General features: G+C 53.3%; 19 protein-coding genes. 4 read left to right on the forward strand and 15 right to left on the reverse strand.

Going from position 1 to position 22,529, the window contains the following annotated elements:
* Nucleotides 1–22: 22 nt before the first annotated feature.
* Nucleotides 23–2,236: a bifunctional (p)ppGpp synthetase/guanosine-3',5'-bis(diphosphate) 3'-pyrophosphohydrolase gene (locus OEV59_00825; GenBank protein MDH4226285.1), complete on the reverse strand. Its 2,214-nt coding sequence runs from the start codon at nucleotides 2,234–2,236 to the stop codon at nucleotides 23–25.
* A gap of 149 nt (nucleotides 2,237–2,385) precedes the next feature.
* Between OEV59_00825 and OEV59_00830 the strand changes: the two genes are divergently transcribed.
* From OEV59_00830 to OEV59_00840, 3 genes are read left to right on the forward strand one after another with little or no spacing between them, the layout of a single operon-like run.
* Nucleotides 2,386–3,363, forward strand: a complete 978-nt coding sequence (locus OEV59_00830; GenBank protein ID MDH4226286.1) for a MoxR family ATPase — start codon at nucleotides 2,386–2,388, stop codon at nucleotides 3,361–3,363.
* Nucleotides 3,364–4,413: a DUF58 domain-containing protein gene (locus OEV59_00835; GenBank protein ID MDH4226287.1), complete on the forward strand. Its 1,050-nt coding sequence runs from the start codon at nucleotides 3,364–3,366 to the stop codon at nucleotides 4,411–4,413. It begins immediately after the preceding gene.
* A gap of 2 nt (nucleotides 4,414–4,415) precedes the next feature.
* Nucleotides 4,416–6,458: a DUF3488 and transglutaminase-like domain-containing protein gene (locus OEV59_00840; protein MDH4226288.1), complete on the forward strand. Its 2,043-nt coding sequence runs from the start codon at nucleotides 4,416–4,418 to the stop codon at nucleotides 6,456–6,458.
* 6 nt (nucleotides 6,459–6,464) lie between these two features.
* Here OEV59_00840 and OEV59_00845 read toward each other — a convergent pair whose 3' ends face one another.
* From OEV59_00845 to polA, 5 genes are all read right to left on the reverse strand, one after another.
* Nucleotides 6,465–6,851: a response regulator gene (locus OEV59_00845; GenBank protein MDH4226289.1), complete on the reverse strand. Its 387-nt coding sequence runs from the start codon at nucleotides 6,849–6,851 to the stop codon at nucleotides 6,465–6,467.
* Nucleotides 6,844–9,807, reverse strand: a complete 2,964-nt coding sequence (locus OEV59_00850; protein ID MDH4226290.1) for a response regulator — start codon at nucleotides 9,805–9,807, stop codon at nucleotides 6,844–6,846. The genes OEV59_00845 and OEV59_00850 overlap by 8 nt, the downstream gene beginning before the upstream one ends.
* Entirely contained in the window at nucleotides 9,804–11,486 is a 1,683-nt protein-coding gene (locus OEV59_00855; protein ID MDH4226291.1) for a GAF domain-containing protein, read from the reverse strand. The genes OEV59_00850 and OEV59_00855 overlap by 4 nt, the downstream gene beginning before the upstream one ends.
* Nucleotides 11,487–11,537: 51 nt before the next feature.
* On the reverse strand, nucleotides 11,538–12,134 hold the full coding sequence (locus OEV59_00860) for a response regulator (protein ID MDH4226292.1): 597 nt from the start codon (nucleotides 12,132–12,134) through the stop codon (nucleotides 11,538–11,540).
* 186 nt (nucleotides 12,135–12,320) lie between these two features.
* The gene (gene polA, locus OEV59_00865; GenBank protein MDH4226293.1) at nucleotides 12,321–14,906 is read right to left on the reverse strand and encodes a DNA polymerase I; all 2,586 of its coding nucleotides are present in this window, start codon (nucleotides 14,904–14,906) and stop codon (nucleotides 12,321–12,323) included.
* A 58-nt stretch (nucleotides 14,907–14,964) separates the two neighbouring features.
* On the opposite strand from polA, the gene OEV59_00870 reads away from it, so the two are divergent.
* On the forward strand, nucleotides 14,965–15,480 hold the full coding sequence (locus OEV59_00870; GenBank protein MDH4226294.1) for a hypothetical protein: 516 nt from the start codon (nucleotides 14,965–14,967) through the stop codon (nucleotides 15,478–15,480).
* A gap of 9 nt (nucleotides 15,481–15,489) precedes the next feature.
* Here the strand turns inward: OEV59_00870 and OEV59_00875 are convergent, their stop codons facing one another.
* From OEV59_00875 to ffh, 9 genes are all read right to left on the reverse strand, one after another.
* Complete coding sequence (locus tag OEV59_00875) at nucleotides 15,490–17,517, reverse strand: tetratricopeptide repeat protein (protein MDH4226295.1); 2,028 nt, start codon at nucleotides 17,515–17,517, stop codon at nucleotides 15,490–15,492.
* A gap of 34 nt (nucleotides 17,518–17,551) precedes the next feature.
* Nucleotides 17,552–17,956, reverse strand: a complete 405-nt coding sequence (locus OEV59_00880) for a YraN family protein (GenBank protein MDH4226296.1) — start codon at nucleotides 17,954–17,956, stop codon at nucleotides 17,552–17,554.
* Nucleotides 17,957–17,966: 10 nt separating this feature from the next.
* A complete protein-coding gene (locus tag OEV59_00885; protein ID MDH4226297.1) occupies nucleotides 17,967–18,590 on the reverse strand; it encodes a ribonuclease HII in 624 nt (207 codons plus the stop codon).
* Between the two features lie 115 nt (nucleotides 18,591–18,705).
* Complete coding sequence (rplS, locus tag OEV59_00890; GenBank protein MDH4226298.1) at nucleotides 18,706–19,053, reverse strand: 50S ribosomal protein L19; 348 nt, start codon at nucleotides 19,051–19,053, stop codon at nucleotides 18,706–18,708.
* 55 nt (nucleotides 19,054–19,108) lie between these two features.
* Complete coding sequence (trmD, locus tag OEV59_00895; GenBank protein MDH4226299.1) at nucleotides 19,109–19,837, reverse strand: tRNA (guanosine(37)-N1)-methyltransferase TrmD; 729 nt, start codon at nucleotides 19,835–19,837, stop codon at nucleotides 19,109–19,111.
* Nucleotides 19,834–20,412: a ribosome maturation factor RimM gene (gene rimM, locus OEV59_00900; protein ID MDH4226300.1), complete on the reverse strand. Its 579-nt coding sequence runs from the start codon at nucleotides 20,410–20,412 to the stop codon at nucleotides 19,834–19,836. The genes trmD and rimM overlap by 4 nt, the downstream gene beginning before the upstream one ends.
* Nucleotides 20,405–20,635, reverse strand: a complete 231-nt coding sequence (locus tag OEV59_00905; protein ID MDH4226301.1) for a KH domain-containing protein — start codon at nucleotides 20,633–20,635, stop codon at nucleotides 20,405–20,407. Before OEV59_00905 ends, rimM begins: the two co-directional genes overlap by 8 nt.
* A gap of 149 nt (nucleotides 20,636–20,784) precedes the next feature.
* Nucleotides 20,785–21,048, reverse strand: a complete 264-nt coding sequence (gene rpsP, locus OEV59_00910) for a 30S ribosomal protein S16 (GenBank protein ID MDH4226302.1) — start codon at nucleotides 21,046–21,048, stop codon at nucleotides 20,785–20,787.
* A gap of 50 nt (nucleotides 21,049–21,098) precedes the next feature.
* A complete protein-coding gene (gene ffh, locus OEV59_00915; GenBank protein ID MDH4226303.1) occupies nucleotides 21,099–22,433 on the reverse strand; it encodes a signal recognition particle protein in 1,335 nt (444 codons plus the stop codon).
* Nucleotides 22,434–22,529 lie beyond the last annotated feature (96 nt).

Raw genomic sequence — 22,529 nt, forward strand, 5'->3', positions numbered from 1 at the left:
TTTACAGCCCTCCCCTGTCTCGTCAGCTCTTTACCTGGCCCTTGCCGTGATTGTCGGCAGCCTCGGGCTTCTCTATTACGCGCGTCACGTTTATGACGCGCTTTACGCGCTGAAGCGAGCGCATTATGGTCTTTAGGTGCTTTACGTCCTTTACTTCAACTATAAAGGTGCAAACGGCCCTGTTATCGGAAGATGTTTCTATATCCAATCCGGCGATATTGGCATCCGCTTCCTTCACGGCCGCGCACATGTCGGCGAGTATGCCCTTCTCGTTCTTGCACATCACGTCGAGGCGGACCTGTCTTACGCCCGACACCTGTTTTTCCCATTCCGCGTCTATCACGCGCTCCCTGTCCACGTCATGCAGGCTCTGGCATACCCTTGTGTGCACGGTTATGCCGTGGCCGTGCGTGATAAAGCCGACTATCTGGTCGCCCGGAAGGGGGTTACAGCAGGATGCGAACTTTACCATCGCGTCCTCTACTCCCTTTACGACAACGCCGCCGGACACGGGCTTTTTCTTTTGCGGCTTAAAGCGGTCGAAGACGTTCATAAAGCCCCAGCCCTGCTCCGCCTGCGGCTTTGGCTTCACTGCCGCAGCCGGAGAAAACTTCGCGATTACGTCCTTAACGTCAAGTTTGCCGTACCCGACGTTCATGAAAAGATGGTCTACACTCTGAAGCCCGAGTTCCTTGACAGCGTGCTTAATCTCGCCCGACTCCTCGGCCTTCGCCATATCTATCTCGATACTGCCAAGCCCGGCGCTAAGTATCTCCTTGCCAAGCTCCACGCCCCGCCTTCTCTCCTCGGCCTTCAGCCACTGGCGTATCTTGGCCTTTGCCCTGGACGTGACGACGAACCTTAGCCAGTCGTGCTTTGCCACGTGCCCTTCGGCAGTCACTATCTCGACGACATCGCCGTTCTTTAACTGGTATTTAAGCGGCACGCCCTTGCCGTTTACCCTGGCACCCAGGCACCTGTGCCCTACGTCCGTGTGAACGGCATATGCAAAGTCAACGGCCGTCGAGCCCGCGGGAAAGGCCTTTATCTCGCCCTGCGGGGTGAACACAAAAACGTCCTCAGAGAAGAAATCGAGCTTTAACGTGTCGAGGAACTCGCTTGAGTCCTTAAGGTCGCGCTGCCACTCAAGAAGCTGTCTGAGCCACGCATACGTCTCGTCGTGTCTGTCTAAGAGAACGGCCTTGCCTTCCTTATACTTCCAGTGCGCGGCTATGCCGTACTCGGCGCTCCTGTGCATCTCCTCGGTCCTTATCTGCACCTCCATCCTCTCGCCAAGCGGGCCGATGACGGTTGTGTGCAGGGATTGATAAAAGTTCGGCTTAGGCAACGCTATATAATCCTTAAACCTTCCTGGCACTGGCCTCCAGAGCGCATGCACTACCCCGAGGGTCGAGTAACACGCCTTCATATCGTCGACAAGGATTCTAAAGGCCGTCAGATCTCCTATGTCCTCGAAGTCCACCCCCCTCTCGGTCATCTTCTGATGCACGCCGTAGATGCTTTTAACGCGCCCGGAGACCTTTGCCGTTATGCCGTTCTCGGCAAGCTTGGCCTCTATGGAAGCGGCTATGCCGGAAATATTTGCCTCGCGCTTTTCTTTTTCGGCATTGAGAAGCCCCTCTAACCGCTCGTATTCATCCGGCTCAAGGTACTTGAATGCCAGGTCCTCGAGCTCGTTTTTCACCCACCCTATGCCAAGCCTGTTTGCAAGAGGAGCGTAGATGTCGATTGTCTCTCTCGCTATCTTCATGCGTTTTTCAGGGGCAAACACGGAAAGAGTCCGCATGTTATGAAGGCGGTCGGCAAGCTTTATCAGCACGACACGCATGTCGCGCGCCATGGCAAGAATCATCTTACGGAAGTTCTCGGCCTCCCTGTCCTCGCGCTTATCAAAGGAAAGCTTGCTTATCTTCGTAAGCCCGTCGACGAGCACTGCGACCTCGGCGCCAAAGAGCTCCTCGATTTTTTCTATGCTCGTGTGAGTATCCTCGACGGTATCGTGTAAAAGCCCGGTTGCGACAACGGGCGCGTCCATCTTGAACTCGGTAAGGATGTTCGCCACCTCCAACGGGTGCGAGAGATAGGGCTCTCCTGAGGCTCTAAGCTGGCCTTCATGTACCTTTGCCGAAAAGACGTAGGCCTTTCTTATAATGTCCAAGTCGGCCCCTGGGTTATAAGCAGAGACCTTATCGAGTATGTCGTCTAATCTGACCATACACATAATTTAGCTTAAAATAAGGTTTTTTTCAAATGAAACAAGGCCTTCTACGCATATTAAAGGCGTATTATTGCCATAAAAGCAGTATTCTGGTATAATAAGAGTGTTTGCGCCGCAAAATACCTCCGGGAGAACCCCTACTACCAATGAGCACATCAGCCACCATACCAAAACAGGCAACCGCACAGGGCAGCTCGCAAGAGATAATAAAACGGCTCAAAGCCAACCTCGAGAAAGTAATCCGCGGCAAGGGCGACGTAATAGACTCGGCCCTGGTAACGCTTTTCTCGCGCGGACATCTTCTTTTGGAAGACGTGCCAGGGGTCGGTAAAACGACACTTGCCCACTCACTGGCAAGGAGCATAGACGCAAGCTTTCAGAGAATCCAGTTCACAAGCGACCTCATGCCCTCCGACGTCATCGGGGTTACCATATATAACGAAAAGGCTCGCGCCTTCGAGTTTCGCAGGGGCCCCATATTCTCTAACATCATCCTCGCAGACGAGATAAACCGCGCGACTCCGAAAACCCAGAGCGCGCTTCTCGAGGCCATGAGCGAAGGCCAGGTATCGGTAGATAACGTAACGTACAAGCTCCCCGCCCCTTTCATGATACTCGCAACCCAGAACCCGCTTGAGTACTCTGGCACATTCCCTCTGCCCGAGAGCCAGCTCGACCGCTTCATGCTCTCGCTAAGCATCGGGTACCCTGACGCCGAGGCCGAGCGCGGCATAATAATGTCGTCTCCCTCCACCCTGTCTCCCGAGCACCTCGAACCCGTAATCAGCGCCGAATCCATAGCAGCAATCCAGGACGAGGTCGTTACGGTAAAGGCCGAGGAGGATGTGGCGGCATACATAGTGGACATCGTCAGGGCAACGAGAACGCACAAGGCGGTAAAGCTTGGAGTGAGCACCCGGGGCGCCATGGCGCTTTTCAGGGCATCGCAGGCAGCGGCGCTAATGGCCGGCAGAAACTACATCATCCCTGACGACGTAAAGAAGGTGGCCCTTGCGGCGATGCGCCACAGGATACTTCCGCTCGGATACGGCGCCGAGGAAAGAGGCTCGAGCCCGGCACTTATCATCGAAGAGGTGCTATCGGGCGTAAACGTCCCCGTATAAATGAGCTTTCGCCTGACGATATCGGCTCCCATGCCCTGGCTCGTAAGCATTGCCGGCGCGTTCCTCGGAAAGAAAAGCGCCAGAGTTGCGGCAATGGCCTATATCCTGCCAAGAACGCTCAGGTTTACAAAGGAAGGCCGCAACTTCACCATAGCGCTAATCCTCATAGGACTTGCTGCCATAAACACCGGAAATAATCTTCTCTACCTCATAACGGCCGCCCTCATGAGCCTCATAATCGTCTCCGGGCTGCTTAGCGAATCCACACTTCGCCGCCTGACGGTAGAGCGCGAGATGCCAAAACACATATACAAGGACACGGAGGCCCCGGCAGCGCTGCACGTTGGAAACGGCAAGAAAAAACTCGCATCCTTCTCGTTTACCGTAAACGAAATGCAGTCGGCCGGGATATCGTCCGCTGCGCAGTATGTGCTCAAACTCCAGCCCTTTGCCAAACTCACGCTCTACACGCCGTTTGTTTTCAAAAAACGCGGCTACGCCGAACTCACCGGATTCGAGCTCTCGACGCGTTTTCCGTTCGGGTTGTTTCGAAAAGGCAGGGCAATAGTATCTCCTGGCCGCGTCCTTGTGTACCCAAGCGTCAACGTAAACGTCTCGGACGATATACGCATATTTTCAGAGAGCGGGACATCCGGGGTCTCCAGAAAAGGGCGGGGCTTCGAGATATACGGGCTAAGAGACTATGCCGTTGGCGACGACTCCCGCCACATACACTGGAAGGCGAGCGCGCGCGCGCTAAAGCTCATGACGCGCGAATACGAAAAAGAGGCCGAGAAAAAAGCCCTTATCACCTTCAATAACTTCAGGGACTCCAACGATGCCTTCGAATCGGCAGTGGACAGGGCCGCATCGTCGGCATACCGCATGATAAGGCTCGGCTACAGGGTATCGCTAAAGACCCTTACTTTTGAGACACCATACGGCTTTGGCACAGAACACCTGCACACGATACTCTCCAAGCTCGCGCTGATAGAGCCGGTCGCCACAAAAGGCGCGGCAACGGTCGCTATAAGCGGGGCTGGAAACTGACCATGCAAGCGGCGTCCCGGATAAATACGGTAACCATATCGGTTGTGGCCTCGGGTTTCTTCGCTCTCGCGCTCATCGAGGAGTTTGGCGCCGTATTTCTATCTATCGTAGGCGCGCTCACCGCTGCGTGCCTCTTCCCTGCCGTACGCAGAAAAATAGAGCTCCCGGCGGCCCTGTGGAACGTGCTCGCCGTAGCTTTGTTCTTCGTGGCTATAGCCGACTACTTAACGGTATCGGGCTCGCTCGTAGCCTCTGCTTCCCACATGACATCGGTCTTGATAGTATTTAAGCTGCTGGACCTTAAGAGGGGGCGCGACTATATGCTTCTCTACCTTCTCGTGTTCCTGGAACTTCTCGTGGCGGCAACCTCGACCGCAAGCCCGTTATTCTTTCTCCTGCTTCTCTCGTACGTGATAACAGCGACATGGGCCATGACCATATTCAGCATGAAGCGTGATGCGGAGGAATATACGAAAAAAGAGTTCGCGCCGCCGCGCTCGCTTTTCGGCGCGTCCTTCGCGGCCCTGACAATCGCAGTGACGGCCTTTTCCATAATCACAACCCTTATCCTGTTCTTTAGCATACCGAGAATGGCAATAGGCCTCTTCGAGTTCAAAACGCTAAACGCCCTCCAGGTAGTTGGCTTTTCCGATAGCGTCACCATGGGAGCCTTGGGAGACGTAAAACTCGACGGCACGGTAGTAATGCGCGTAAGATACCCGAACGCAAAGCCGGAAGGCAACGCTTACTTTCGGGGCGCTGTGCTCGATAGTTTCGACGGCTCGACGTGGACCAGGACGCCGCAAAAAAAGTACTTCGCCCGTACCGCTGCCGGCGGCATCTTCACCTCTGGGCAAAAAATGGCCGGGCGGCACGTGCAACAGGAAATACTGCTCGAGCCGATAGACACCGAGGTCATATTCGCGCTCGAGGGATGGTCCATGCTCAATGGAAAATTCCGCAACCTCTTAACCGACGACACAGGAGCGCTTTACCTCGGATACACGCCCTACACAAAGCTCGAGTACACGGCATGGTCTGTTGTGCCGACGATTGCCACAGAAAAACTTAGGGGCACAATACCTCCGCTACCGAAAGAAGAACTCTCTTCATATATGCAACTGCCGGATATAACGGAAATCGGCAAAATAAAAGCCCTTACAGCAGAAGTTACCAAGGGGCTCAAGACCGACGAGGAAAAAGCGCGAGCCATTGAGACACACCTCAAAACAAACTACGCATACACACTGACGCCTAAGAAGACCGAAGGCATAAGCGCCATAGATAATTTTCTCTTTTATTCCAAGCAAGGCTACTGCGAGCACTACGCAAGCGCCATGGCGCTGATGCTTCGAACCATCGGCATACCTTCCAGAATAGTCACCGGATTCGTAAACGGCGAATATAACGACGTGGCAGGCTACTATATGGTGCGCCAGAGGGACGCGCACAGCTGGGTCGAGGCCTACACAAAAAACAAAGGCTGGACAAGGTTCGAGCCAACAGCCCCTGGAGGGTTCGAGTACGAAAGCGGCTCGTCGCGCTTTGGCATGTACATCGATTCATTTGCATGGCAGTGGAACCGCTATGTCATAAACTACGCCATCACCGACCAGATAAAGGTAGGGCTTGCGATAGAGGGCACCTCGCACTCTGTAAGGAGTAAGCTTAAGGCGTTTCTCTCGAACCTCGCTAAAAGCGGGCGCGTGACAACCCCTCGCGCAATCGGCATTGCGCTAATCGCAATACTGGCAGTCCTATCGGCAATACTAATTGCCGTATACGCCATACGAAGAGCGCGGCGCAATAAAACCTGCAGGAAAACACCGGCCTTCTATACCGACATGCTAAGGATTCTTGCAAAGCGCGGGTTCGAGCGCATGAAACACGAAACGCCGCTCGAATTCTCGGCACGGATAAAGGACAGCGCGGTAGACGAACTTACCAAGATGTTCATGCGGATACGTTACGGCAACGAAGCGCTTGACGGCACATCCAATATACAGGCAAGAAAACTGCTTGAACGGCTCGAAGAAGCGAAATAAAGGGGCTTACTTTTTCGCGGCCTTGAGACAAGCTTCCAATTCCTCTATCAGTTTCTTTATGTCGATTGGTTTTTGTACGTAGCCGTCGAACCCCTCGGTCACTATCTTCTCCCTGTCGCCCTTCATGGCAGAGGCCGTAAGCGCGACTACCGGGATAGCAGACAAATGCGCATCCTGCTTTATTATCCGCGTGGCGGTAAAACCGTCGACCTCGGGCAGATGCAGGTCCATCAACACAAGATCTGGCATCTCGGCCTTCGCGGCCTTGATGGCCTCGGCGCCTGTCGAGGCCTCGACTATCTCGTACCCGTTTAGGGTGAGTATCTCCTTAACGAGCACCTTGTTCATGAAGTTATCCTCGACGACCAGTATCTTGAGCTTTTTATCAGCCATCGCTACGTTTCCTTCCGTAAACCGATATCTTGTTGCCGCCTGTGTCCCTCGAATTCCTGAGCGTGCCTTCGAGCTTTGTCAAGATATCATCGGTGGCATTGTCGGGACAGGATATGATGGCGATGCTTAGCGAGACCGTGCCCGGCGGCAGTACTCCCCTGAAGCCGTGCTCCATCAGCCCTTCCTTAAGTTTTTCGGCAACACGTATTGTCTCGTCCACGGCAGTGCCCGGGAGTATCGCGCAAAACACGTCATCATCGTAACGCGCGCAGCAATCCGCCCTTCGAAGCTTGCTCTGCAGGAACTCAGAAATATCACACAGCACCGTATTGGCGGCCTCTATGCCGTACTTCGAAGCTATGTCGCCTAGATTATCGACGCCTACAAACATTGTAGAGAAGGCCTGTCCGTAACGCTCGCTCCGCGCCACCTCGCGCGGCAGCTGAAGCTCCACGTACCTTCGGTTATATGACTTGGTAAGAGTATCCACCATGAAGGCCTTTTCAGGGTACGCGAGCTCTAAAAGTCGTATCTCGGATACAAGGTCGTCCTTGGAAAAGCCGGCCTTGGGTATGACCCTGCGTATGCCGCTGCCAAGGCGCGTCTTGTCATCGCTCGTTATGTCCTTGGCCGTGAATATCATGACGGGAATGTTCTTTGTGGCAAAGCCCTCTTTCAGCTTATCCACAACGTCGAAGCCGCTCATCTCGGGCATCATGAGGTCGAGTATTATCAGGTCCGGCACTTTTTCCGTGGCAATCTCGACGGCGTCTTTGCCGCTTTGCGCTCTAAACACTATGAAACCTTCCTTCTTTAGCATATCGCCAAGAAGCGTCAGCACCTGGGGGTCGTCGTCCACTGTCAGGATTGAGAGCTTTCTGCTCTTTACCTTGGTTGTGAAGCTAAGGCGCTTTAGCGCGCCCATGAGCATGCCCTTGTCAACGGGCTTCTCGAGGTAATCCACTGCTCCGAGCGCAAAGCCGAGCTCGCGCTCGTTGGCCGAAGAAATAATAACGACCGGTATGTCGCGTGTCTCCTCGTAAAGCTTAAGTTCCTTCATAACCTGCCAGCCGTCTTTTTTCTGCAGCGCTATGCCCATGACTATGGCAAAAGGCCTTTCCTCCCGGGCCTTATCGACAAGTTCGGCGCCGTCGGAGGCCGTTATGACGTTATAGAGGTCGGGGGAACTAAGGTACGCGTCCACGAGCTTGGCAAGCTCGTTACTCTCGGCAGCGACCAGTATAAGAGGCCTCTCGTAGCCGGCCTTTGCCGCCGCCGTCTCCGCTGCGCCGGGCTGCATGTCAAAGAGCACCTGCGGCTCCACGACCTCGAGCGTTGTTCCGGCATGAGGAAGCTTTATCGTGAACTTGCAGCCCTTGCCCTCCTCGCCCTCGCCCCATATCTCGCCGCCGTGAAGCTCTATGAGCTTCTTTGTGAGCGCGAGCCCGAGCCCGGTGCCGCCGTACTCGCGCGTAACGCTCGGATCAAGCTGCTCGAACTCCCGAAAGAGCTTGCCCATGTCCTCGGGCTTTATCCCTATGCCGGTATCCTGCACGGAAATGAACAGGAAGCGGCGCATGGTCATGCCAAACGGTTCCTCGCGTATGTCCCAGTCTACTATCACCCTGCCGCCCTCGACATTGAACTTGACGGCATTGGACATGAGATTTAAAAGCACCTGGCGCATCTTGCCCCTGTCTATGCTAAGCACCGGAGAAACAGGCGCTGCCTTGGCCTCTATCGAGATATTCCTCTTCTGCGCTATTGGGCGCACCGTGCTTATCACCTCGACGAGGAAGTCGCTCAACACTACGTTCTCGGGCATGAGTTCCATCTTCCCGGCCTCGACCTTGGAAAGATCGAGGATGCTGTTTATGAGGTTTAGTAGATGCGTGCCGCTCGTATTGATGAACTTCACGTACTGGAGCTGCTTCTCGTTAAGCTCGCCAAAGGATTTCTCCTGAAGAAGCTCGGAGAAGCCGATAACGGAATTTAGCGGCGTCCTTAGCTCATGGGAAACGTTTGCAAGGAACTGGCTCTTCATGCGGCTGGCCTTGTCGAGCTGGTCGTTCTTTTTCTCGAGTTCCACCTTCTTTACCGAAAGCTCTTCGTTCGCGAGCCTTAGTTCCTCTGTCCTTTCCTCGACCTCTTTGCCAAGGTTGTCGTAGTGGTACTGAAGGGCGTCAGCCATTCTGTTAAAGTCGCGCGCCAGGTTGCCGAGTTCGTCGTCGCCAAGCACCGCCGCCCTGTGGGAAAGGTCCCCAACCGTCATCTTGCGCGCGGACTCTGCTATGACCCGGATTGGCACCACGATGGACCTGGTAAGAAGCCACCACATTCCAATTGCCACAATCAGCGCTATGGCGGTTGCCGACACGGTGATGAGGTTAACCCTGTTGCCAAACATTTCGGCCTCGTGGTAGCCGCCTGCGATATCGCTCTTCTCCTCGGTTATCATATCGTGGAGAGAAGACACCGCCTTCATGAACGCCGGTTTTACCTTCTCGCTCTCGGCCCTTAGCGCCAGCTGCTTCTTACCCGAAAGCGAAAGCCCTATTAGCTCGGCCTCGAACTTCCAATAATTCTCGATATTTTCCTTAAAGACAGCCACCAAGGCATGGTCCTCTTCCTTTGCCATGCTCTCAAACTTGGAAAGCAATTCCCGTATCTTTGTCCTTCTCACATTAAGGGATTCGGACAAAAACACCTTGGAGTCCTTATCGTCGAGGCTCACGTGTATAAGGACCTCTTGTCTTTCGCTCATCAGCTCGTTTTCGAGATCTGTAAGCGTCTCGAAGAGCGTAAATGCTCCTGCATAAACCCCACCAGCCATCCTTACGACAGCGGTCGCGTTGTAATACCCCACACCGCCGCCTATAACCATCATGACGGCAAGGAAGATGAAGACCGCTCCGAGCTTGTTCGATATCTTAAGACCGCGCATCATGTTCATCATGACTTCACCCCGCGGTCTTCCGGACTCATGGCATCGTACTTCAGCACAACGTGCTCGACACTGCCGCCCGGGGTAAACACCGGGGACACGGTTGCACGCATCTTCTCGGGCCTCTTGCCGATCCCTGGCGACAGAGTGTTATCGTATATAAACTCGGCCGCAACGCCGCCGTATGCCTTCTTTACGTATTCGACAAGCCCCTGCCGCATAAGCAGTTCATCCTCGAGCACGTTGTAATTGCCGGCAAACTCACCGGAGGCGTGCCCCAAAAGATATTTCTTGAAAACGGAATTGGCTATAACGCATTTGCCCGTCTTGTCGAAGGCCGCGATGCCAAACGACATGCTCTCGAGCATATTCTCGTAGAACATCTTTGCCGAGTACTCTCTTGAAAATATCGCGGCATGCGCGTATATGGCGGAAAAGAGCTGTGCAAGGGCCGCGACAAAGGCGGTCTCTCTCTCATTTAACTGCCTCGTCTCCCTGAACGCGAGCATAAGCTCTCCGGTTATTTCGCCGGCTGCGCGCATGGGCGCGGTCACAAGCATGGCAACTCCTTCTTCCATAAGAACGCCCTTGAAATCGCCGGAGGGGTATTCGGCAGCAACGTTGAACACGTGCGGCAAAGATGCCGCCTCTTTGCCTCCCTTGCCGACAACTACGGAAGCAAACTCTCCCTTGTAGAAAAATGAGCCCGAAAAACCTTTGGACACGAGAAGCTTAAGCCTGTGGCCGTCATTCACGTAGACCGCAGCCCCGGAGGAACCAAGCACCCCGAGCGCATTGGCAAGGGTAGTCAGGAACACGTCGTGGTATGAAAGTGTCGAACTCGACGCCTCTGCCATGGCTCTAACCAGTTCCGTGCGCCCGAGCTCGGATGCAAGCGCGCCCTCGGCATCCGAGAGCCTGGTCTTCGCCGCCTTTTCGAACTCGTCGTGCTCTGCCTTCATCCGTATAAGGTCGCGGCAGAGGTCCGCGTACTCGCCGCCCATGTCTTCGCGTGCAATAAGGTTTGCCCCGCCGGCCTCGCGCACGCCGCGCACAATGCGCAGGAACTCGCGCTGCGGGGCCATCACGCGTATGCCGTAATATAAGGCCGCTGCCGCAAAAAAAATGAGGGAAAAAAGATGCACGGCAAAGTCCATGTCGGCCTTACTCTGAAGAACGGCCTTGCGCGAGCCCTGGACTATGACGCTTAACTTCTTTAGCTGCTCGGAGACCTCGTAGGTATGCTGATCTACGTAGTTATGTATGAGCAGCAGGGCCTCGCTGCCCTTTGCGCTCCGCATGCTCTTAAGCTCGTTTAGCACGAGATCCCATTTGGCAGATATTGCGTCGCGAAGGGCCCTTGCCTCGGGATTGGCAAACACGGCCACGGACTCAGAGGCCTCCATGCGCTTTATGGCTGCGGATATGAGGCCTGCGTCCCTGTCAAGCAGCTCTGAGCGGCCGGACTCGAAGGACCCGGCTACGACATATATGTCGAGAAGGTACTCGAACTTTACGACGTCTATCTCGAGAAGCGCAATGTCGTTTACGAGCGCGTCGTATCTGTCGATATCGCCTGGCGCCCTTGTCACGAACACGGCATTGACAAGCAGGATGGCCACGAAAAAGACCATCAGGAGCCAAAACTTGCCCATTATCGAAAATCCGGATTTCGAATGCGTATTGTTCATCTTGTTGTTCTTTGTGCGGCGCGGAGAGTGAGTGTGGTGAGAAATAGCTGCTTAGAGGGCCGCCTCTCTTGTAGTGCCTATCAATTTTGCAACTGCGGAGTTGAACGCGTCTATTGTTAAGGGCTTCAAAAGGCACTCATCTGCCCCCGCCTCCTTTACCCTCTCGGCCTCGGCTGCGCCGAATGCCGTTACCGCAAGTATCTTGAGCATTCCCTTGGCAAGGCCGCCGCTTCTGATGCGCCTGCAGACCTCGATGCCGTCGATGCGCGGCATCCTTATGTCCAGCACAAGGAGCGTGGGCTTAAAAGACCCGAGCTTCACAAGGGCCTCGTACCCGTCGGAGGCTGTCTCTACCAGGCATGAAGAACCAAACCTGTGCTCGATTGCCTTAACAAAAAGCGTAAGTATCTCTGTGTCGTCATCGGCTATGAGAATGCGCGACTGCTCTGGAAAGAGAGACTCCTTTATCTGGAAGCGGTACTTATTTACGAACGTCTTGAAATCATCGCGCCTGATGCGATAGTGCCCGCCTGGCGTTCTAAAGGCATTAAGTTTGCCGGCGCTTATCCACTTCTTTACGGCATTTATGGTTACGCTGCTCATATCGGCAACTTCGCCTGTTGTATAAGGCCTATCGTCGTTATTCATATCTGGCTCCTTGGATTGTTGCGTCTTTTTGACATCCTTAGACAAATCATCCATCCTTAGGAAGCGTCTTTGAAATAGTCAAGCAAAACAGCTTGTTGAAGAACAATATAACTACTATATATAATATAACTATATTACTCATTGCCGTAAACTGTCAAGGACATTCTAATCTCAAAACATCGCTCTCTACCCTGCCTTTTGCCAACTTGCAGCGCTGCCTACATTGACCGTAAGCGGCACCTTGAGACTAATCACTCCCTCCATTTCCTTTCTTACCAATTTTACAATTTCATCAACCTCGTTATCCGCCGCCTCCACTATCAATTCATCATGTATCTGGAGTAAAAGCCGCGCCTTGGGAAAGTTTAGAGAAAGCCCGTCATGCACCTTCAGCATAGCTGCCTTTATTACATCTGCTGCAGAGCCCTGCACAGGCGTATTCACTGCCATCCTCTCGCCAAAGCGCCTCGTCTGCTCATTCGAGGAATTAAGCTCCGGGATATAGCGCACCCTTCCAAAAAGGGTCTTTGTAAAACCGCTCTCTGTGGCTTCCTTTATCGTCGAATCCATGAAGGCCTTCACTCCTTTATGGCGCTCAAAGTACATGTCTATGTACCCCTTTGCCTCGCCAACGGAGATGCCAAGCTCCACGGAAAGCCCGTGCGCCCCCATGCCGTATATGATGCCGAAGTTTATGGCCTTGGCCCTTCTCCTCATCTCCGAGGTCACAATTCCGGGCATTATGCCAAAGACCTCGCTCGCTGTCCGCGCGTGTATGTCTTCGCCCTTGTTGAATGCGTCTATCAGCACAGCGTCATCACTAAGATGCGCAACAAGCCTAAGCTCGATTTGCGAATAATCCGCGCACACGAGCTTAAAGCCCTTTTTCGCGACAAAGGCGCCGCGTATCTTTGCCGCGTACTCGCCCTTTACGGGAATGTTCTGCAGATTCGGGTTCGAGCTCGAGAGCCGCCCGGTTGCCGTAACGGTCTGGTTAAGGGTTGTGTGCACGCGCGAGGTCTTTTTATCGGCAAGCTCAACAAGGCTGTCCACGTACGTGCTCTTAAGCTTCGCTATCTGGCGAAACGCTATTATCCCTGCCGGCACCTTGTGAAGTGTTGAGAGGGCCGTGAGCACGGCCTCGTCGGTAGAGAACCCGGTCTTGGTCTTTTTAACGGGCTTTAGCCCGAGCTTGCCAAAAAGCACCTCGGAGAGCTGCTTTGGCGAGTTTACATTGAACTCGCACCCTGCCGCATCGTATATCTCCTTTTCAAGACGCTTTAGCTCGCTATCCATCTCCAAAGACAAAGCGCCAAGCGACTTAACGTCAACCTCTATGCCTGCTTCTTCCATATCGGCAAGCACGAATGAAAGCGGCAACTCTATGTCCACAAACAGAGCGTCCATGCCTGTTTCCCGAAGCTTCCCGGAAAGTATCGGCGTAAGCTTCGCTACTATTGACGCCCTTGCCGACGCTGCCCCGGGCTCAAGAAGACCGCCCTCGCCGGTAGCAGGTAATGTCTCGCCAAGGTATGCATACGACACGTCCTCTATGGAATGGGACTTTGCCGAAGAATTTAAAAGATACGATGCAACCGACGTATCCATGACAATGCCGGAAGGCTCGATACCCCGCCGCCTGCAAAACTTGTAAAGCGCCTTTGCATCGTCAGTGGACTTCTCTATGCCTTTGGCCTTTAATACATCTGCAAGAGCGGCAGCAACCGTATCAGCCCCACCGGCCTTTAGAGAGTCGATATAAAAGGCCTCGTTCGAAAATAACGCCACCCCGGCCTCGCCGTCATTTAGAAGAACCACGGACAATGTGGCAGAGCCTGCAAGCTTCTTAGATAACTCCTTTATCCCCTCTTCGCTGTCAACGGGCGTAAACCCTGTAACCACAGCCTCAGGGCGAGGTATGAGGTCCTTTACGAGCTTTGTAAACCCGAGTTCGTTTAAAAGATTCTCAAGTTCTTCGTAATCCGGCTCTGCCTGCTTAAAGCCCGAGACCTCTCCCTCTACAGGCACATCACGCCTTAGAGTAACAAGCTCGCGCGAGAGCCTGACAATGTCCTCGCCTTCTTTTAGTTTCTCTATCAGCTTTTCCGGCTTAACATTTGAAATATTTGAATAAATATCGTCAACGGAGCCGTATTCATTGACAAGCTTTGCAGCAGTCTTCGGGCCTATGCCCTTTATGCCTGGGACATTATCCGAGGTGTCTCCGGCAAAAGCCATAAGGTCAACCACGCGCAGAGGAGGAACCCCTAACTTTTCCATAACCCCTGCCTCGCCGTACTCCTTGTCCTTTGTATAGTCGTATATACAAACATCGTCATTAACAAGCTGCATCATGTCCTTATCCCCTGTGACTATGCAGACCTTTATACCACCCTCGGCAAGGGCCCTTGCGGTAAGGGTTGCTATAACATCGTCGGCCTCGAAACCCTGCATCTCGAGCACAGGCAGCCCCATGACCCTGGCAATCTTCTTTATATACGGTATCTGGGAGGAAAGGTCGTCTGGCATCGGAGGCCGCTCTATCTTGTACTTATCAAAGAGCTCGTGCCTAAATGACGGCCCCTTGACATCGAAGGTCACGGCAATAAGGTCCGGAGCCTTGTCCTTTATAATCTTACGAAGCGTCTGGGCAAAGCCGTATACAGCATTCGTGGGCTCGCCCTTTGCATTGGTAAGCCTCGGTATGGCGTGAAAGGCCCTGTACACGCACGAGGTACCGTCTATTATGAAGAAAGTCTTTTTATCTACCATTATCCCTCTTTACGCCAAAACATTTGACACGGCCTCGTCTTGAACGTATACTCAATTTATGGTCAAACTAAAGGCCCTGATACTCGCCCTGCTCGTAATGAGCCCTGCTCTCGCCTTTGCGGACATGTTAAACGACGCATCCGCATTTGTCGAGGACTTTTATAACGAGGAAACCTCCCTTATAAAAGGCCTGCCCGCAGAAAAGGACGCTCTTGAAAGAATACGACTAAAGAAGGAAGAAGCCGTAGCGGAGCTTAAAAAACTCAGACTAAGCGGCGTCACCGGGAAAAAGCTCTACAAAAAGGCCTCGGATACCGTGTCCGGGTACGCCGCCTCCGAGACCGAGCGCGTAAAGAAACTCCTAAGCGATGCAAAGACAGGACGCGGCGAAGAGGCTTCGAAAAAGCTCTTGGCGCTAAAGGACGAACTCATGGGCAAGCTCAAGAAATCCTACGAACAGGACGAGCAAAGCGCTGAAAAACGAAAGACCACCGAGCCTCCCCCCGTACCGTCTGTAGACACGTCACCTCACGAAAAGCGGCCCGGCACTCCACAAAATATCTGGACGAGATAAGGCGAAGCGTCAAAGCCCCTTTACCACGGCATCAAGCATGCGCCGTGCTCCGGTATCCGAAGGATCCAGCTTTAAAACCTTTTCAAACTCGGCCACGGCCTCCTTCTTCTTGCCCATACGCAGATACGCAACGCCTAGATTATAGTAAAGGTCAGGGGTTCTGTAGTCGAGTTTTTCTAGTTCAACGAACTGCTCCACGGCCAAGGAAAACTCTCCTGTGGCAAGGTATAAATTGGCAAGTGCGACCCTCGCGCTAAGATTGCCGGAATCAAGGCGTATGGCCGCCCTGAACTCCTTTGCGGCCTTATCCAAATATCCCTGCTCCATGTATACCTCGCCGAGGCCGTAAAACGCCTTCGCATGGTCTGGCTTTATCCTCAAAGCCTCCTTCAAGTACAGCTCAGCTTCGCCGTAGCGCCCGAGAGAACCATAGAGGCGTCCGAGGTTGGTATACGGCTCATAAAACCTGGTGCTGCGCCTTATGGACTCCTTATAATTAGCCTCGGCCTCATCGTAACGCTTTAAGGCTACATACGTAAGCCCTATATTATTATAAAGCTCGACTATCTCCGGATCCTTGGCAATGGCGCTTTTATATTGCACTAACGCATCCTCATAGCGCCCGGCCAGTTGATAAGCAACGGCAAGGTTATTATACCCCCTTGCCTTATCAGGGCTCTTTTTAACGACATCCTGCCAAAGCGTTATTTCGTCTTTCCATACGCCATTTCTTACATACGCGGCAGCAGCATACGGCAACACCGCTATAACGGACACGATAAACACCGTTCTTAACGGGCTAAGCCCGAGCACACGGCAAAACACGCGGTAAAATACCGCGCTCACTGCTATCGAGACGCCGGCAAGCGGCAGATACATACGGTGCTCGTAAATAACGTCGCGTATGGGTATAACGCTCGACTCAACGGAGAGAGTAACAAAAAACCACGCCGCGCCGAACCCGAGAAGCACTCCGGCATATCCGCCTCTACTTTTCGATTTGAAATAAGCGAATACTGCAGCCGCGGCAACGAACATAAGAAAGAGCAACGACAACACCACAGGCGCTGAGAAAAACCGCGTGGCAATCGGATAATCATAGTCGAGGTTCTGGTTTATCGGGAACACCAGCAGTCGCATGTACGTCACTACCACCCGAAATTGAGTAACGAGATAATCGTGGCGCGAGATGTCCTTTGTCTCCGCAGGTACGTTCGCGAGCCCGCCGATTATATCGCCGACAGTAGGAGCCGCGGCTCCGGGCAAAACAGAAATAGCATCGACGCTCCTTACGAACGAAAGCGGTATAAGCGCAGCCGCAAAAAAGAACGGCAAAAACGCAAGAAGCTTATTCGCTCTCAGCATCTCTCTTGCCGGAAAGAACGCAAGCTCCAGAAACACGAGCATGAACGGCAGGGTAAAGCTTACCTCCTTCACATTGACGGCAAGAATGGCAAAAATAACGGCAACGACATAATAGACGCGCCCGCTGCCAAAAGGCCCTATGGCAGCGCCTCGAGTAACGGCGTATTTAAGGTAACACACTGCAGCGCCGAGGTAAAAAAGCGTTGCGAGCGAGGCAAAGCGCTGCGCGATATAGGTAACGGCCTGGGTGTTAAGTGGCTGGACGGCAAAGAACAGCGCGGCCGTAAGGGCGATGCAATACTCCCTTGCCCTGCTCCTGTTTGGGGCTCCGGAGAGCGTGGGGGTATCGAACAGAAGCAGCGCTAACCGCCATACGAGAATGCCGTTTATAACGTGGATTAAAATATTTACGACGTGATAACCGAAGACATTATTGCCGCCAATAGCGTAGTTCATGGCAAAGCTAAGGTTGCCTATGTAGCGCAGCCCCGACGGAGGCCAGAAGTTATATAGAGAGCGGATTGTATTGTTTTCGTAAATGGTATGCTTATCATCGAAATGAAAGTCATACCCCAGGGTGCGCAGATAGACCAGCAGCACCGCCACCAAAACGGCAGCAGCCGCCACCAGAAAGCCATTTCTTCCTTCTATCCACTTACTGTCTTCGCCCATTTAACCTCCCATACCTGTCACTTTTTTCGCGCGCTTACTCGGAAACGTCGAAGGCGCCCTCTATATGCTCTATCGCCGTATCCTCGCCGCTCCTTACTATAGCCAGCACATCGAACCTAACGGTCCCGCCGTAGCCTGAACGCGCCATGTACTGTTTTGCGGCGGTCGTGAAACGCGATATCTTACCCCTGCCAACAGCATCCTTCGGAGAGCCGAACTTAAACGATTTTCTCGTCTTGACCTCGACGAACACGAGTACCGTGCCGTGCATACAAACTATGTCTATCTCGCCGTGTCTTGTCCTGAAGTTTCTCTCGAGTATCTTAAAGCCCTTTTTCGAAAGATACTCTACAGCCATGTCCTCGCCTGCCTGGCCAAGCGGTTTTACGCCGCCGTCCCCGCATTTTCCCAAAAGACCTTTGAGGATTTTTTTCAACATCAGGCCGCCCCTACGCCCGCCCGCTTCCAGGATAACCGAAACTTCTTCTGTGTATCGGAGAAGGGCCGAACTTCAAGAGCGCGTCAACGTGCTCGCGCGTGGGATACCCTTTGTGCGAGGCGAAGTTGTACTCCGGATACAGCCCGTCGTATGCAAGCATTATACTGTCGCGTGCGGTCTTGGCGATTATTGATGCCGCAGCTATGGAAACGCTAAGCGCGTCTCCGGAGACAACCGTCCTCTGCTTAAACGGCAAGTTCGCGATGCGCTTATTGCCGTCAACCAGCACCATAAAATCGTCCTTGGCGCAGCGCGCCGCATTAAAGGCCTCGCCAACGGCCCTCTCCATCGCCCTTAGCGACGCGTTCAAGATATTTATCTCGTCTATCTCCTCTGGCCAGGCTAGACCCAGCCCAAGGGCCAGGGCCCGTTCGTGTATCAGTGGAACAAGTGCGGTGCGCCGCTTCTCGGAAAGTTTTTTTGAATCCCTTATGCCTATGTCAAGAGGAAGGTGTGCGGAAAATATCACGGCAGCGGCCGTAACCGGCCCTGCAAGCGGGCCCCTGCCGGCCTCATCAACACCGCAAACGAGCCTGAAACCTGCCCCAAAGGCCTCTTTCTCGAACGCATCCATCGCAAGGACCACAGCGCGTATTATAACAACAAAAAACCCCGAAGCGCAAGCGGCTTGGAAGCCTGCCTTTGCAACGGGGTTCTCGAATATCTCGTATGTAACCTTGCGGCTAAGCTCAGCGCTCCGCTACCGCGACCTTGGCGGCCTTGCCCTGGAGCCCGCGCATGTAGTAGAGCCTTGCCCTTCTTGCCCTGCCCTTGGTCTTTAGCTTTATCGAATCGAGCGACGGAGAATGAAGCGGGAACACCCTCTCGACCCCTACGCCGTAGGATATCTTTCTGACGGTGAAGCTTGCTCCTACGCCGCCGCCTCTTTTCCTGATTACAACGCCCTCGAATGCCTGCACCCTCTCCTTCTCGCCCTCTTTTATCCTGACGTTGACGACAACGGTATCTCCGGGAGCGAACTCCGGAAGCCCTGTCTTTAGATATTCTCTTTCTATATTCGCTATTACCCCTGACATTTCAACTTCCTCCTCTTTGATTGTGTTTCACTGATAAACTTCTTTTCAAACCCGCCTACCCTACGTACCCAAGCGTTTTAAGAAACTCTATATCCTCTTTCCCTAGCGCCGCGTCCTTTAGAAGCTCCGGCCTTCGCTCAAACGTTGCCCGAAGGCTTTCCCTTCTTCTCCACTTCCCTATCTCTTTATGGTTGCCGGATATAAGCGCCTCCGGAACCTTTGCTCCCTCGAACTCTTCCGGCCTCGTGTAGTGCGGATGCTCGAGAAGCCCCTGCTCAAAGGATTCGCTCTCTGCGGATTCACCATTTCCAAGAACCCCGGGAACGAACCTCGATACAGCCTCTATTATAACGAGCGCGGCAGCCTCGCCGCCTGTTAAAACATAATCGCCTACCGAAAGTTCCGTATCAACGTAAGAGGAGACCCTTTCGTCAACGCCCTCGTATCTTCCGGCTATTATCACAAGCCCATTTTGGGCTGCCAACTCGCGCGCCGCTCTGCTATCCAACTTCTTGCCGCGCGCCGAGGTGAGTACTGCCTTCGCCCCGGGATTCGCCGCCCTCGCCGCCCTTATTGCCCTGATAAGCGGCTCCGGCTTCATCACCATCCCGCTGCCGCCGCCGTAAGGAGCGTCATCGGTCGTTTTATGCTTATCTTCGGCAAAGTCGCGGATGTTTACCACATCCACGGCTATTACGCCCTTTTCAACCGCCTTGCCGATTATGCTCTGCTCAAAAGGTGAAGTAAAAAACCCCGGCAAGATGGTCAGCACCGAGAACTTCATTTTACAGCCCCGGCTACGTCCTTTTTAACGCCGCCTTCTTCTTCAGCCTCATCTGCTATAAGGCCTTCGAGCAGGTGCACGGTAATCTTTTTCTCTTCCAGGTCTACATCCAGCACGACATTCTCGATTGCCGGAATGAGCACCTCTCCAAGCGGGCCCTTTACTTCGTAAACGTCGTTGGCTCCGGTCGAAAAGATATTACAGACCTTCCCGATATACCGTCCGTCATCGGCATAGACCGAAAGCCCGACGAGCTCGTACATATAAAACTCTCCGTCGTCAAGCTTTGGCAGAAGGTCCTCGCTTACGAGAACATCCTTACCGACAAACGTTTCTGCCTTGTTTCTATCGTCTACGCCCTTAAGTGTAGTAAGCAAAAACCCCTTATGCCCCCTGAGTCCGGTTACCTCGTACTCGACACCGTCAACGGTAACGCGGCCCCACTTGGAGGCAACAGAGGTTATGAAGTCCTTTGTTTCTTCTTCGCTTTCGGCGTAAACCCGTATCTTTAACTCCCCTTTTACGCCGTGTACCCCGGCAATCCTGCCGGCAGGTATAAGCGTAGCGCTACTCAACTATCTCGAGTACCGACCGCTTGTTCATCTTCGTCGATGCAGCGGTGAGGATCGTTCTAAGGGCCTTTGCCGTCCTGCCCTCTTTGCCTATTACCTTGCCAAGATCGTCCTTTGCAACCGAGAGCTCAACTACAGACGTCCTCTCGCCGTTTATCTCGGAAACCTTCACTTCATCCGGCTTATCCACCAATGCCTTTGCTATCTGTTCGATTAGCTCTTTCATTTTCAGTTCACCCCCTGCACGAGTTTGAGTATCAGCGCTTTCTTACTGCTGTTACTGCTACACACGGCCACGCGCCCCACTGCGCGCACCGCTTAAAAAACCTTGCCTGCATTTTTATCAGGCCCGTACTTCCCCTGACACGCGCCCCATTACGCGGCCTTTGAAGCCTTCAGGCTAACGCCTGCCTTCTTAAAGAGCGTTCTTATGGTATCTGTTGCGGTCGCGCCCTTATTTACCCACTGCTCTATCTTTTCCTTCTTAAGAACAAGCGGTGACTCTGCCTTGGACGGGTCGTAGGTGCCGACGATGTCCAGGAACTTACCGTCCCTCGGGCTCCTCGAGTCCGCTATCACTATCCTGTAGAAAGGCCTCTTTGTAGTGCCCTTTCTCGTAAGTCTTATCTTTACTCCCATTTTCTCCTTACCCCTTCCTTGGTTATTGGTTAACTGCCCTATATTCTACATTAATGCCGCATTCCAGACAAGAGATTTTTCATCGCGCCCATGCCGCCCTTTTTAACGCGCTTCATCATCTCCCGCATCTGCTCATACTGCTTCATAAGCCTGTTTACGTCCTGCACGGTAGTGCCGCTGCCCTTTGCTATCCTTATCCTCCGGCTCGCGTTAAGGAGCTTCGGATTATGCCGCTCTTTTCTCGTCATGGAGTTCACTATCGCCTCCACGCGCACTATGTTTTTCTCGTCTATCTGAACGCCCTTTGCCTTCTGCATCGCGCCAAAGCCCGGTATCATGGAAAGAAGGCTTTCTACGGAACCCATCTTTTTTATGCTCTGGAGCTGGTCCTTAAAGTCTTCGAGCGTAAAGGCGTCCTTCTTTATCTTTCTCTCGAGCTCTTTTGCCTTCTCTTCGTCTACCTCTGCCTGGGCCTTCTCGACAAGCGAGAGGATGTCTCCCATGTCGAGGATTCTTCCGGCCATCCTACCCGGATGAAAAACCTCAAGACCGTCTGTCTTCTCTCCAACACCTACGAACTTGACGGGCTTTCCTGTGACCATGCGCATGCTAAGCGCTGCGCCGCCTCTTGCATCGCCGTCGAGCTTGGTGAGCACTACTCCGGTAAGCCCTACAGCCTCGTCAAAGCCCTTTGCCGTGTTGACAGCGTCCTGGCCTGTCATGGCGTCTGCAACAAGCATTATCTCGGAAGGCTCGAGCATGGCCTTTATGGCCTTAAGCTCGTTCATCAGAGGCTCGTCTATATGGAGCCTTCCGGCGGTGTCGACGATCAGCGTATCGTAGTTCTTTGCCTTCGCGTACTCGAAGGCGTCCTTGCAAACGTTCTTTGCGTCCTTGTACGCTGCAGAATCAAAGCAATCGACCCCTACATCGGAGGCAAGTTTCTTTAACTGGTCAACTGCAGCCGGCCTGTATAAATCGGCCGGAACCACATACGGAGACCTGCCGGTCTTTTTTATGAGCCTCGCAAGCTTTGCCGTGCTTGTCGTTTTACCGGAGCCCTGAAGCCCCACAAGCATCACAACCGAGGGCCGGCCCTTGTAGTTTATGCCGCTTGCCTCGCCGCCAAGCATGGCGGTAAGCTCGTCGTAGACAATCTTCGTAAACTGCTCGGCAGGAGAGAGGCTTGAGAGCACCTCCTGGCCAAGGGCCTTTGACTTTACGGCCTCTACAAACTCCTTTACGACCTTGAAGTTGACATCCGCTTCCAACAGGGCCATGCGGACGTCCTTAAGGGCCGCTTCGACATTGGACTCGCTTATCCTGCCGTGGCCGCGAAGGTCTTTGAATACGCCACGAAGCTTATCTGTAAGTCCTTCAAACATCCTTCACCGTAAAAACGACTAAAACCAAGTGCGAATACCTTACAAAAATCAAGTTATTAATAATATCCTGCGTTATCCTAATTGTCAAGCAGTTTC

It is taken from the genome of Deltaproteobacteria bacterium (assembly GCA_029858205.1).
In the GTDB taxonomy this organism is placed as follows: Bacteria; Desulfobacterota; GWC2-55-46; order GWC2-55-46; family DRQE01; genus JAOUFM01.